At 38.7% G+C, this 14,178-nt stretch carries 14 protein-coding genes; all 14 read right to left on the reverse strand.

Annotated features, from left to right (window positions below; all coding sequences use genetic code 11):
- Positions 1–325: 325 nt before the first annotated feature.
- The 14 genes from FNN09_RS17670 to FNN09_RS17735 all read right to left on the reverse strand — a co-directional run bounded on the left by FNN09_RS17670 (position 326) and on the right by FNN09_RS17735 (position 14,168).
- Entirely contained in the window at positions 326–802 is a 477-nt protein-coding gene (locus tag FNN09_RS17670) for an NAD(P)H-dependent oxidoreductase subunit E (RefSeq protein WP_143303812.1), read from the reverse strand.
- Between the two features lie 82 nt (positions 803–884).
- Positions 885–2,651, reverse strand: coding sequence for an NADH-dependent [FeFe] hydrogenase, group A6 (locus FNN09_RS17675; protein ID WP_143303813.1), 1,767 nt, complete (start codon positions 2,649–2,651; stop codon positions 885–887).
- A gap of 34 nt (positions 2,652–2,685) precedes the next feature.
- On the reverse strand, positions 2,686–4,479 hold the full coding sequence (locus FNN09_RS17680) for an NADH-quinone oxidoreductase subunit NuoF (RefSeq protein ID WP_143303814.1): 1,794 nt from the start codon (positions 4,477–4,479) through the stop codon (positions 2,686–2,688).
- Between the two features lie 12 nt (positions 4,480–4,491).
- Entirely contained in the window at positions 4,492–4,899 is a 408-nt protein-coding gene (locus FNN09_RS17685) for a ferredoxin (protein WP_143303815.1), read from the reverse strand.
- 65 nt (positions 4,900–4,964) lie between these two features.
- Entirely contained in the window at positions 4,965–5,510 is a 546-nt protein-coding gene (locus tag FNN09_RS17690; RefSeq protein ID WP_143303816.1) for a sensor histidine kinase, read from the reverse strand.
- Complete coding sequence (locus FNN09_RS17695) at positions 5,510–6,253, reverse strand: PHP domain-containing protein (RefSeq protein WP_143303817.1); 744 nt, start codon at positions 6,251–6,253, stop codon at positions 5,510–5,512. The genes FNN09_RS17690 and FNN09_RS17695 overlap by 1 nt, the downstream gene beginning before the upstream one ends.
- Position 6,254: 1 nt before the next feature.
- On the reverse strand, positions 6,255–6,590 hold the full coding sequence (locus FNN09_RS17700; RefSeq protein WP_143303818.1) for a serine kinase: 336 nt from the start codon (positions 6,588–6,590) through the stop codon (positions 6,255–6,257).
- The gene (locus FNN09_RS17705; RefSeq protein WP_143303819.1) at positions 6,577–7,956 is read right to left on the reverse strand and encodes a [Fe-Fe] hydrogenase large subunit C-terminal domain-containing protein; all 1,380 of its coding nucleotides are present in this window, start codon (positions 7,954–7,956) and stop codon (positions 6,577–6,579) included. The genes FNN09_RS17700 and FNN09_RS17705 overlap by 14 nt, the downstream gene beginning before the upstream one ends.
- Before the next feature lie 12 nt (positions 7,957–7,968).
- Positions 7,969–8,385, reverse strand: coding sequence for an ATP-binding protein (locus FNN09_RS17710; protein WP_143303820.1), 417 nt, complete (start codon positions 8,383–8,385; stop codon positions 7,969–7,971).
- A gap of 9 nt (positions 8,386–8,394) precedes the next feature.
- Positions 8,395–8,751: a DRTGG domain-containing protein gene (locus FNN09_RS17715; RefSeq protein ID WP_255434163.1), complete on the reverse strand. Its 357-nt coding sequence runs from the start codon at positions 8,749–8,751 to the stop codon at positions 8,395–8,397.
- Between the two features lie 250 nt (positions 8,752–9,001).
- The gene (locus FNN09_RS17720; RefSeq protein WP_143303821.1) at positions 9,002–10,192 is read right to left on the reverse strand and encodes a SpoIIE family protein phosphatase; all 1,191 of its coding nucleotides are present in this window, start codon (positions 10,190–10,192) and stop codon (positions 9,002–9,004) included.
- A complete protein-coding gene (locus FNN09_RS17725) occupies positions 10,176–12,035 on the reverse strand; it encodes a [Fe-Fe] hydrogenase large subunit C-terminal domain-containing protein (RefSeq protein WP_143303822.1) in 1,860 nt (619 codons plus the stop codon). Before FNN09_RS17725 ends, FNN09_RS17720 begins: the two co-directional genes overlap by 17 nt.
- An 8-nt stretch (positions 12,036–12,043) precedes the next feature.
- The gene (locus tag FNN09_RS17730; RefSeq protein WP_143303823.1) at positions 12,044–12,304 is read right to left on the reverse strand and encodes an NAD(P)H-dependent oxidoreductase subunit E; all 261 of its coding nucleotides are present in this window, start codon (positions 12,302–12,304) and stop codon (positions 12,044–12,046) included.
- A 73-nt stretch (positions 12,305–12,377) separates the two neighbouring features.
- The gene (locus FNN09_RS17735) at positions 12,378–14,168 is read right to left on the reverse strand and encodes an NADH-dependent [FeFe] hydrogenase, group A6 (protein ID WP_143303824.1); all 1,791 of its coding nucleotides are present in this window, start codon (positions 14,166–14,168) and stop codon (positions 12,378–12,380) included.
- Positions 14,169–14,178 lie beyond the last annotated feature (10 nt).

Genomic DNA, 14,178 nt, shown 5'->3' on the forward strand with positions numbered 1-14,178 from the left:
CTTCAATTTAAAGAAAATGCTCAATAGAATTAAAGAGCAGATTCTTTTTACCCTTTTTCAAATGTTAAATGATTGGGAAGTACTTCTTTTGAAAATTGTAGCTCATCAAAATACAAGGGTTTTTAAGGTTTGACTAATTACTAGATAATACGAAATATTAATAGGTCACATTACTCAATTGATAATGTGGCTTATTTTTTTATCATTTGTAAAATACAAGCAACAAAAAACCGTTTTAGAAAACTAAAACGGTTTTAAATTATATTTCACCAACTCGCTTGACAAAGTTACAATTCACCTATCAAACAACTGACTAATACGATCTTTATCTGTATTCTTCCAGAATACCTTTTACATCTTCTGCAGCAACGCGACCATAAACTTTTTCGCCTACAGTAACAACTGGTGCAAGTCCACAAGCACCAACACAACGTAAACAGCTGATTGAAAACTTACCATCTTCTGTGGTTTCTCCAACTTTTACATCAAGATGACGCTTAAATTCATCCAATACTTTCTCGGCTCCACGAACATAACAAGCTGTACCCATACAAATTGAAATAGGGTGCTCTCCTTTAGGAATCATCGAGAAGAAAGAATAAAATGTAACAACACCATAAACATGAGCAACTGAAACATTCATTTCACTAGCTACCAACTCCTGAACCTCAGCAGGAAGATAACCGAATAATTCCTGAGCTGCATGAAGCGCGTTAATTAACTCACCTCCTTCGTTACCGAGTTTTTTACAAACTCCTCTTAATTCTTCCACCTTGCCGGCGGGTAATTTTATATCTGCCATTTTTCTTTTCTTTAAGATAAAAGATTCAAGTATCAAGTATCAAGATGGCCTTTCATCCTGATACTTATAGCTTGATACTTTTTTAGATTTCAACCTTCTTTTTCTTATCATGATAATGAGTGTGAAGTAATTCGTGCGACTTATGTCCACAAGGTTCTCCTAAAAACTCAGAGTATAACTTCTGAATAAAAGGATTCTCGTGCGACTTACGAATTACTTTACCTTTATCTTCTTCGTAAATAGCTTTCTGGCGCTTCTTCAACACTTCAACATCACCATGGTGATATGGCTGACCACCACCACCGATACATCCACCAGGACATGCCATGATTTCGATCGCATGGAACTGTGATTTACCAGCTCTTATATCTTCTAACAATTGACGTGCATTACCTAAGCCATGCGCAATACCAATATTGATAGGCAGACCATCAAAATCGATAGTTGCCGAACGAATACCATCAAAACCACGTAACTCTTCGAAATCAAGCTTCGGAAGTGGCTTTTTAGTGTGAACTTCATATGCCGTACGAACAGCAGCTTCAATTACACCTCCTGTAGTACCAAAAATAACGGCAGCACCTGTTGACTCACCCATTGGCTTGTCAAAGTCATCATCTTCTAATGCTTCAAAATTCAAGTTGGCATTACGAATCATCTGAGCCAACTCACGAGTGGAAATTGACAAATTAACATCCGGATCACCGTCTACCTTGAACTCATCACGAGCACACTCATATTTCTTCGCCAAACATGGCATTACTGAAACAACAACAACATCTTCACGCTTCTGCTTCAACTGGTCTGCAAAATAAGTTTTGGCGATAGCACCAAACATCTGCTGAGGCGATTTAGCTGTTGATGGAATATCAATCATGTCAGGAAAATGATGTTCGAAGAAATTCACCCAACCAGGACAACACGAAGTCAAAATCGGTAATTTCACATCTTTATCTCCTGCCAGGTGTTTTCCTAAACGATCTAACAACTCTGTTCCTTCTTCCATAATGGTAAGGTCAGCAGCAAAGTCAGTATCAAATACATGGTCGAAACCTAATTTGCGTAAAGCAGAAACCATTTTGCCAGTAACCAAAGTACCAGCATCCATTCCAAACTCCTCACCCAAGGCTGCACGAACAGCTGGAGCAGTTTGTACAATTACTGTTTTCTTTGGATCAACAATGGCATCCATCACTTTAGCTGAACTATCGCGCTCTGTTAAAGCACCTGTTGGACATACAGCGACACACTGACCACAGAATGTACAAGCCGAATGATCTAAATCCATTTCGAAAGCTGGTGCAACAACCGATTCAAAACCTCGATTAATGGCTGAAAGCACACCTACTGTTTGTACGTCGTTACAAGCTGTTTCGCATCGACGACACATGATACACTTTTCCATTTCGCGAACGATAGCAGGAGATTCATCACTCTTGTAAGAGTTCTTCTCACCCTGGTAACGCACTTCGCGAATACCCAGGTTCTGCGCCATTGTTTGCAACTCACAATCACCAGATTTAGAGCAAACCAAACACTCAAACGGATGATCTGATAAGATCAACTCCATTACTGTACGACGCGCATTAACTACACGTACTGAGTGTGTTTGAATGTCCATACCTTCGGTACATTCAGTTTTACAAGCTGGCGCTAAGTTGCGACGACCTTCAACCTCAACCACGCAAACACGACATCCGCCCGGCTTATTCTCAATGTTCATATCGTGCAGCTTCATATGACATAAGGTAGGAATATCCACCCCGATGTTTTTAGCTGCCTCTAAGATGGTAGTGCCTTGCTCAACAACTACCTTTTTATTATCTATGCTTAATTGAACGATTTCCATTCTTCTATCTTTTACTGTTCAAAAACTGGTTTGGCTATTGAATGCTGATCGCACCAAACTTACATTTTTCATAACAAGCACCACACTTGATACAAGTCTCCTGACTAATTAAGTGAGGTTCTTTCTTATCACCGGTAATCGCATCAACCGGACATACGCGAGAACACAATGTACAACCAATACATTTTTCGTCGCTGATAACATATTGCATCAATGACTTACACTGACCGGCTGGACATTTGCCATCATGAACGTGAGCTTCGTACTCATCAGCAAAGTTTTCCATTGTTGAAAGAACCGGGTTTGGCGATGTTTGACCTAAACCGCAAAGCGAAGTATCCTTAATCACATTGCTTAAATTACGCAATAAAGTAAGGTCCTCCTCAGTTCCTTTTCCTTCGGTAATTTTATCAAGCATCTCATACAAACGCTTGTTACCGATACGACATGGAGCACATTTACCACACGATTCTTCAACTGTAAAATCTAAATAGAATTTAGCCATTGAAACCATACAGTCATCCTCATCCATTACGATCATTCCTCCTGAACCCATCATAGAGCCAGAAGCCAAAAGATTATCGTAATCAATAGGAATATCTAAATGTTTTTCAGTTAAGCAACCTCCTGATGGTCCACCTGTCTGAACAGCTTTAAATTTCTTACCATCTTTAATACCACCACCAATATCGAAGATAACTTCGCGTAGTGTGGTACCCATTGGTACTTCAATCAAACCAACGTTATTTACCTTACCTGCTAAGGCAAATACCTTAGTACCTTTACTCTTTTCAGTTCCGATACTACTAAACCACTCTGCACCTTCTAATAAGATCACAGGTATATTGGCGTAGGTTTCAACGTTATTTACGTTGGTTGGCATACCCTTGTACCCACTTTCTGATGGGAATGGAGGCTTCACAGTAGGCTCGCCACGTAAACCTTCCATTGAGTGAATTAATGATGTTTCCTCTCCGCAAACAAATGCTCCTGCACCATAGCGTAATTCTACATCAAAACTAAAATCGGTACCAAATATATTATTACCTAGTAAGCCGTACTCACGTGCTTGGTCAATAGCAATTTTCAAACGAGAAATTGCCAATGGATACTCTGCACGGATGTAAATTAATCCATGTGATGCACCTGTACAAAAACCATTAATAGCCATTGCTTCAAGCACAGCATGCGGATCTCCCTCTAGGATTGAACGGTCCATAAATGCACCTGGGTCTCCCTCATCGGCATTACAAACCACATATTTCTGCTCAGCTTCAACTTTGCGGGTTATTTCCCACTTTAAGCCAGTTGGGAAACCACCTCCCCCACGACCACGAAGACCTGAGTCAATTATCACCTTAATGGCTGCTTCTGGTGTCATTTCAGTTAACACTTTTCCTAGGGCAGCATAACCATCGCGAGCGATGTACTCATCAACATTTTCAGGGTTGATAAAACCACAGTTACGTAAGGCAATACGAATCTGTTTCTTGTAGAAACCCATATCTTTTGATTCTGATACACGCTCTTGTGTTTCAGGGTCGGTGTATAGTAAACGCTCTACTTTACGACCTTTTACCAAATGCTCAGCCACAATCTCAGGAGCATCTTCAGGCGTTACCTGCACGTAAAAGGTATTGTCAGGAACCATTTTAACAACAGGACCTTTTTCACAAAAACCGAAACAACCAGTTCTTACCACTTGTACTTCGTTTTCAAGGCTGTTTTCCTCTAAAACTTTTCCAAGATTTTGTACAATTTCTTCCCCTTGCGAAGCACGACAGCCAGTTCCGCCACAAACAAGGATATGATTTTTATATTTAGCCATAGCGTAAAAAAACTATTCGTTTTTATTCTCTTTTACTGTTTCGTAATTCACTGGGATGATTCCATCCACCAACTCTCCTCTGATAACATACTTTTCTATGATTTCATCGGCCTTTTTATTATCCACATGACCAAAAACCACAGGGTCGTTACCTGGTAGCGTTACTTCAATGGTTGGTTCTGCGTGGCAGAAACCCATACATCCTGTTTGAGTTACTATGGCATCAATTGCCTGACGATCCATTTCTTCAATCATATGGTTCATCACTTCTTTTGCTCCTGAGGCAATACCACAGGTAGCCATCGACACTTTTACCTGAACCAACTTTTCAGGATTGTCGCTTTTCTCACGCAAACTAACTTTAGTCTGCAATTCATCGCGCATTTTACGCAAATCAGCCAGAGATTTTACTTTTGACATAGCGATTGGTTATTATTAATTACACATTCCTTTATATAGTCTGGATGCCTGACCAAGTCAGACATTTAATCAAATTCGATATTCAATTCTTTTATATTCTCTTCAATCATTTCTTTTAAGAAACTTGTTACCTGAGGCATGCGGATGTCTACATCGCCCATTACCTCTTTTACTTCATTTGTACTAATGGCAAATTCATCTGCACCTCTTTTTAATGAAAACTGCAAATTAACACCATCATTACCGGTCATCATCATAGCAACTGTGGATGATAAATTACCGATGGGTGGACGATCCCAATGTTTTAAACCGAACTTAGCAATAAGCGTGGTGCCCTTTCCAAGTATTGATTTAAGTATCATTTCACCGTTTGTTAATTCGGCATTTTGCTTTATTAAAGGAATGCCTAATCCCACCTTACGAGTGGTTCGTGATGTATAAAATGGATCTGTAACTTTCTCCAATGTATCGGCATCCATACCAGTACCATCGTCAACAACTTTAATTTCCAACCATTGACTATCAAGCTGGATATTCAATTCAACATTACTGGCTTTTGCCCTAACTGAATTCTGGACGATGTCCATAATATGCATTGATAAGTCCTTCATTACTTTAACTCCACTACCTTTCTACCATCTTGTTTCCTCAGTGCTTTTCTTAGTTCATCAAAACTAGCTTCAGCCAATTCTACTATTGAATAATGACTCCCTATTTGATCAGGAAAATGAGCATCTGATGAACGAAGCACTGTTAATTTTTTTAATTCCGGATGTTTACCTAACATTTCGTCAACATTAACCCTTGCACTCATCCCAATGGCATCGGGCTTTATATCAAAAGGCATAAACCCCAATTGACTATAAATACTAAAGCTCGGACGAAAAATATGTGCTGGAATAAACAATCCATCCAATTGTCGAACCTTTTGCTCAAGCTCGTCAATTGATTGGTCAAGGCCACTTATCAACAAACGCTCCTCTTGCCCTAGTATTTCTTCGTTAGCATCTACCCAAACCTGATGACCAAATTTATCAACATCATTTTGAATATTAGGTAAATGCGCATCCAAATACATTTGAAAGGCTTCAAGTTTCTCAATATTTTCAAAGAACGTTAAACAGTGTACTTCTTCTTTGGTGGTTACCTCTGCTCCACCCAACACCGTTAATCCTTTTTCCTGACCTAACTTAATAACTTCGGCACATTGCCTTGTTGAATTATGGTCGGTTATGCCAATTATATCTAATCCTCGTTGTAAAGCCGTTTCAACAATGACTGTTGGACTCATCTCCAAACTACCACATGGAGATAAGACCGTATGCATGTGCAAGTCGGCCTTAAAACGCTTCATATTATCCTTTCAATAACTGATACAGCTCGCCTGATAATTCGTAGGCTTCCATGCTTGAACTTAACAGTGGAATACCTTCATCATTACTTTGGCTAATGGTGTTTTCATCAGCTTCTAAATCCTTAACAATAATTACAGCAGCCACCTCTTTAAGTGATGCCACCGCCATAACATTTCTATGGGTTTGAAGAGTAATCCATATCTGACCTTCGTCAACATTACCCATTACATCACTTAGCAAATCTGAAGTATAACCTCCTGTTACTTCATTTTGTAAGCCTTCTTCTCCACCTATTACCTTAAGGTTGAGTTTTTCTATAATGTCACAAACCTTCATTCTTTGCTCCTTTTTTCTTACAATCTTTATCTAATCGATCTTTTCCCCAGGTTTTTTCAATGATACGAATTGAATGCATTGGGTCCAGTTTCTTTGTTTTTTCCATCATGCGTTGCACAAAAACACAATTTGATAAATGTGCTTCTTTACTAACAATATCTTTAGCAAGGCTCTCACAATTAGGAGCTCCACAAGCTCCACAATCGATACCTGGCAAATAACACATCATACGACGCACTCGCTCCATCTTCTTGAGAGCGATACCCATGTCTTCGTCCAACACCATCATAGAGCGAGGTTCAATTTTTCCAACTTCGCTCGTTTCTTTAATCATCTGCTTATGCTTCTCCGAAATGTTTTGAACATATTTACCAGATGCATTAATTCTATCTGCCCTATTTTTGATTCGCTCTACCGTCAGAAATCGGTTTTCAGTTAACAAAACTCCACCTGCACAACTTTGATCACAAGCTCTTAGTTCTAAGAAATCGACATTGACAATCTCATCGTTTTCAACTTTCTCAAGAAAAGAAATAACATTGTGTATTTCATCAATTGCCAAACAACGCCCTGTCATATTTGAAGCTTCACCCTCTGTTAAACTCCAATTTAATCCCTTAGGCGATAAATAAGGCACAGTATCGTGGCATACATCAGCCGATTCGGCTCGAGTTTTTAAAACGTGGTAGACTTTATTGTAAAGAAAATCCATATTAATAACGCCGTCTACATTGGACATTTCATCACCAACAGGACTCTTTACCGTTGCTATTTTAGAAGCACATGGCGTTACATAAAAAACTCCTATCTCATCAGAACTCTTTCCTTCTTCCTGAAGTAATTGACGGTAATACGAAGCAGTGCTATCAATAGGTGGTTTTACTGGAATTATATTATTAACCAAACCAGGGAAACGTACTTGAATTAAACGAACAATAGACGGACAAAACGCACTGATCATTGGCTTTTCTCTATCTGAACGTTGTTCTTCCAGCATCGCTTCGTTAATAACATCAACTGTTGCTTCTGCAGGAACAACGTGAGTAAAACCGAGGCTTTTTAGCACATCAATTATCTCACATTCCTTTATATGTTTCGAAAACTGCCCAATAAACACAGATGGCAAAATAGCCACTCGATGTTTAAAACTAAATATCTTTTCAAAATCGTCTTGTTCGACATAGAAAGCATCAACAGGACAGGCTTTCATACATTCACCACAATCAACACACCAGTTCTTTCGAATGGTAGCAATACCATCCCTTATACGGATAGCATCCGTTGGACAAACATTCATGCAATGGGTACATCCATAACACAAATCCTTATCAACTTTTAATGCATGATAAAACTGCTGATCGCTCATAGCTTAAACATCTTAACTTGTCAACTTAGTTGTTAATTCAACTACAGTACCTTCGCCGACCTTACTTGAAATTTCAATTGCGTCAGCGTTTCGTTTCATGTTAGGTAATCCCATACCTGCACCAAATCCCATTTCGCGTACCATAGCCGATGCAGTAGAGTACCCTACTTGCATTGCTAAATCAATATCAGGGATACCAGGTCCCTCATCCTCAATTCTTATATATATCCTACTTGTATCTATATCAACTAAAACTTTTCCTTTGTAGGCGTGGGCCACTACATTCACCTCACCTTCATAAAGCGCTACTACAATGCGCTTAATAACTTTCGGGTCAACATTTAGTTGTTTCAGCACTTTTTTAACACCACTAGCTGCATTCCCTGCTTTTGCAAAATTTCCACCTTCTACTTCGTAGCTAAATTCCATACACTTTTATCAATAAACAGGTGTTACACCAACTTCGTGCAACAATCCAATGGTTTTAAACATTGAATACTGACACTCAATCAATACTGTGTTATTTTCATTGGCGACCTCAATCATTTCAGGAGTCACCCGTTTACCTCTGACAAATACGATACAGTTAATATCAGCCATTTCTGCCGTTCTAACCGTTTGAATATTTGTTAATCCAGTTATTAGCACAACTTGCTCCGAATCTAGAGTTAAGACATCACTCATTAAATCACTTGCAAACGCGTAATCAACTTCATGATCAATAAAACTATCACCACAAACTATTTGTGCATCAAGAACCTCTGCAATCTTTCTTATTTTTATTGATGACGCCATATAATTATTCTTAGCTGGGTTTATTTAGCGAACTATTAAAGAAATATTTCCCGAATACAAAAGCAAACTAATACTAATATAACGAGAAAAAAAAGGTCAGATGTTGGTTTTCGTTAATACAGAAGCAGTCTAAATTAAAACGCAACAAATCAATTAATAAGCCATTGATTGACTTTCAATTCAAAAGGATTTTTCAACATCAGGCTTGCAATTTATAACAAAGCCCCAATACATGATTTAGATCATGTAATTACATGTATTCAATGCTTACGTCTTTGAGGAATTTCTCTTCGAGCAAACGCACAACTCGCTTAACAACTGTACGACGTATCTCTAATTCAACAGGTAAATTAGGGTCTTGATGCGCCACATTAATTCTTGTTCCATTAAGAATATGTATTCGATCACTCTCAAATAGTTTTTTTATAATTTGTTCGGCTGGCCCTTTACCTAGCTTGCTATCATTATTGTACGATTCGAGTAAACGTGCCACCTTACCTAAGGTTAAAATACCTTCTGTCACTAAACTTATCCCTTCCATAAACGAAACAGGTGGCAATTCCGAATCTTCAGAATCAATACCAGCATCAAACTTTAGTGCTAGCTCTCTTGCCACAACTTCAGCGGTTGTCCCACCAGCAATTATTTTCTGCCCCTTAAATTGCTTTACTTTTAAAGAGAACGTAAAATCATTATGCTCGTCAAAAGGAGGCCCGGTTACTAGTAGTAATTTACGTGGCTCACGGTAATAAATCACGCCACATGAGGTGTCATCTTTTGGTTCATCGCCATCGTGTAACTTAGCCATATTTATTACTTTTTGCGCCAATTTCCCTGATGAAGCAAAAGGAGTGTATTTTACAATTTTCCTAACATAAGATCCTAAATCATCACGGCCCCAACCAAAGGGGAAAGCCCGCGAACCCATGCCTGATTGCACAATGCCATCAGACCAAAAGAAAATGCGATCCTCCAGGCGAGCCTTGAACTTACATATACGTAATTTTTTGCCCTTGTTTTTATCACTTTTAAGGATCAAATCTTCCCAGCCAGGATCAAATTCTGATTGCCCTCGCATAACCAAGCACAATGGATTATCGTATTCAACAATGGTGGTCGTTCCATCATCTTCAATGTCAATTATGGTGAATGTACTGTAACTTACTTTTCTAACACTGCAAACAGGTAGTGTATTCATTATTATCTCAGCCGAGCGAGCAACCTCACGGTGTTCAATTGTAAAATTCATTGCCATAGAAGCAGTTAACGTTGCCAATACATTAGCTTTAACACCACTTCCCATTCCATCAGAAAGCACAGCAATAATCCTCCCTTCCTCTTTAATCCTATGAGAAAGAAATACATCGCCACAAATCATTTCTCCTACATGATTAAATTGGCGACACTCAACATCAATAAAAAAGTTATTTTCCAATTCCATTGGCTTCTCCTAATTGCTGAGCTTCAATAATACTATTGAGTGTTTTCTCTGTTTTTGAGGCACTCTCACCCAATAAGAAAGCTATTTGCTGAACAGTTTCCAGGTTTTCCTTGATAACATCACGTGCCCGCTTTATAACCTCTTCTTTTCGTACTTCAGGCGTTATTAAATCGCGAATAATACCACCAACGACTTCATTACTTTTTATGGTAAATACCGATACATTAAAAATAGAATCGGCATAATCAACATCCCTGTCTAATACATCCTGCCCCGATTGCAAAACTGTTGAAAACACTTTATGAAAATCAACCAAACTCTTCAGTTCAGCCCCTTTTAATCCTGGAACTACTTCGGCTATCTCACGCGCATCATCACCAAGCATTTCAATAAAACGCTGATTAGCTTCCAATACATTTAATCGCTTATCAACTATTACAACACCAGCTCTTAACTTATTTAACATGGCTGTTGTAGTTTTAGATGCCTCTATTGCTAATGCTTCTTCAACTCTTGCCTTTTCTTCACTTTTAACAAGTGCTTCCTGAGTTTTTTTATACTTTTCGTTGGATGCATTAACCTTACTTACATATGAACGTAACTTTTTAATTGAATAAGTATAGCACTGTTCATAATCAGTTAAGCCCTGTAAGTGTGCTACAGCGAACTCTTCGCACGACGGATAACCACATGCTCCACATCCAAGCTGATCTTCACATTTTGACTTACCCATATCGGCCAATACAACATCTACTTCTGCTTTGGTAGGCACGGGCAAACGTAAATTTTTTGCCTTAAAACTTCGTGATAAGTCCAAACTTTTGAACTCAACAATATCTAAGCGCCATTGATAGGCATCAATCGCTTTCATTCGCTTATTAACATACTTAATAACCTGCGATCGCCTGGTAAACTTCTTTCCACCTTGCGACATTCCAGGACCCTGAATACAGCCTTTGCAGTAAAACAAATCGAGATGTTGACTTAGTTGATTTTCAGATTTGAACTCTTTAATCGATTGTAAAAAATTAGTTCGCCCTTCGGTTATAAGAATGTCCCCTTCGAGCAATCCTTGATTAATATCAACTGATTGAAATAATCCGTGTGAAATTGGGAATAATCCACCCTTTCGACCTAATGGTGGGTCAAATTCGCTAAATTCAACGGTATTTTCAGTTATACTTCTCTTGGCGAACAGCTTACGTAACTCCACAAATGTGAGCACTCCATCAACATGACCATCGGTATGATAAAACTGTTTAACTTCATCTTTAGCGGCCGTACACGCGGTTAAGTAAACAACCTTTACATCTTCCCCATAGCGTTTATGAATCACTTTAGACATTGCAATATAAGGCGGAACAATTGGGGCTAAATTATCAACTAATTCAGGCTCCTGCCGTTCGATATAACTGGTAACAGGCGGGCATTTGGTTGTTATAAAATGCTTCCCCTGAAAGTTTTCAACTAAATCTTTATACTTGTATGCAATCAGATCAACAGCAAACGACATTTCAGTAACAATGTCAAAGCCAACTTCTCGTATCATAGCGACAAACTTTCGATAGTCAGCTACATCGGTAAATTCACCCGAAATTGCAGGATCACAAATAGCAGCAACCTTGCTATTCGTACTTACCAAATCCTCAACATTCTCAATGTCACTCCGATAATTAATTGCTCCTTGCGCACACATGGTAACACACTGTCCGCAACCAATGCATCTATCGGCTATTATTTGCGCATGCTTATCGGCAATTTTAATTGCCTTTGCCGGACATACGCGCACACACGTAAAACTTAAATTACACTTATCTTTATCACTAACAATCAGTTGCCCCATTTTAAAACTTACTTCTCCTGTTCAACTTCAAAGTAATCATTTAATACTTCATATACATTATCCACAGTAACTTTCGAAAAAGTTTGATCATCGATCTGTAATACAGGCCCATTTTCACACTTTCCCCCACATAAATCACCATGAAAAAAAACTTCTGCTGCTAAATCATGCTCGTTTAAAAATTCTTTCACAATTTCTAAAACATCCTTATTTCCTCTTGAAAAACAAGAACTTCCAAGGCATATTACTATCTCATGCTTTGTTTCCATAATTAACTAACTCGAAATTATTGGTCAAAGTAGTAAAAAGAAACCGACAGTTGCCGGTTTCTTATCAATAAAATTAATAGCGATTTCGTTCGGTATAGTGCGTATGTAGTAACTTGTGCGATACCTCACCTAAAGGCTCTTTCAAGAACTCTTCGTAAAGATGAATCACTTCTGGGTTTTCATGTGATTTTCTGATTGGCTTTAATTCATCCTCATGGTAGATTGCTTCGCTACGTTTTTTACGAATAGCCGGCGATGTAGGGATAGGTTGCCCACCTCCTCCCAAGCATCCACCAGGACAGGCCATTATTTCAATAAAGTGATAATTGGCTTTACCATCCCGAACGGCCTCCATTACTTTTTTTGCATTGGACAGGCCATGTGCAACACATGTTTTAAGCTCCACTCCTTCCAAAAAGTCCCATTCTGGTAAAACATTTTCAATTTTAATGGTAGCTTCCCGAATATAATCCATACCTCTAACAGGGGTAATATTCAATCCTTCAAATGGTACCTCTCGACCTGTAACAACCTCATAGGCGGTTCGTAATGCAGCTTCCATAACACCACCCGTTGCACCAAAAATAACAGCGGCACCGCTGGATTCTCCCATTATGCTATCGTATTCATCATCGGGTAATGAGGCAAAATCAATTCCTGCTTGTTTAATCATCAAAGCCAGCTCACGAGTCGTTAGCACATAATCAACATCCTTAAATCCACTACTGCGCATTTCAGGTCTATCCGCTTCGTACTTCTTGGCTGTACAAGGCATAATGGAAATACTTACCATGTTTTCAGGATCAACTTTCAACTTATTGGCGTAAAATGTTTTGGCTAAGGCACCAAACATCTGCTGAGGAGATTTGGCAGTTGAAACATTTGGCAGATACTCAGGAAATGCATGCTCAATAAACTTAACCCAGCCTGGAGAACACGAGGTTGTTAATGGTAAACGCACAGTTGTATCTTTGTCTTTCACCACTTTTTTTAAGCGATGTAACAACTCATTACCTTCTTCAATAATGGTTAAATCAGCTGTAAAATCGGTATCCAAAACTGAACTAAACCCCAAGCGTCTTAAAGCTGAAACCATTTTACCTGTAACAATTTCTCCCACAGGCATACCCAAAGCTTCACCCAAAGCTATTCGCACAGCAGGCGCCGTTTGAACTACTGTGTGCTTCGTTTCTGAGTTAAGTGCCGTCCAAACTTCATCGAGGTATGTTTTTTCAGTTAATGCTCCAGTTGGGCATCGATTAACACATTGCCCGCAATTGGTACATACAACTTCAAACATAGGTTTATCAAAAAATGACGAAACCTTCATGCTTTCTCCTTTATGAGCTACGGTTAGGGCACTAATACTTTGTAATTGGTCGCAAGTACGCACACATCGTTGGCACCGAATGCATTTGCTATCATCTTTAATAATTGATGGAGAAAAGTTATCTATTGTGTAGCCTTTATGAGCGACTAAATCAATAAAACCATTCTCTCCTACAATATATTCAGAAGACAACTCCTGCAACTCACATTTACCATTTTTATAACATCGTGTGCAATCAGCTCGATGTTCACTTACCAAAAGCTCAACAATTTGTTTACGGGCATTACGCACTTTCATGCTGTTTGTATGAATTTCCATGCCTTCTGAAACAGGCATAGCACAGGCTGGCAATAAACGATCACTGCCTGTTTGTTCAACTACGCAAATGCGACAATTGCCTGCCACGCATAAATCTTCGTGATAACATAAAGTAGGAATCCGAACATTAATTTTTTCTGCCGCTTCAAGAATGGTTGATCCATTTTTAATACTAACAGCTATATTATCTATTTTAAGATTAACCTTATCTGACATAATCTGATTT

The organism is Carboxylicivirga sp. M1479, from assembly GCF_007097485.1.
Classification (GTDB): Bacteria; Bacteroidota; Bacteroidia; order Bacteroidales; family Marinilabiliaceae; genus Carboxylicivirga.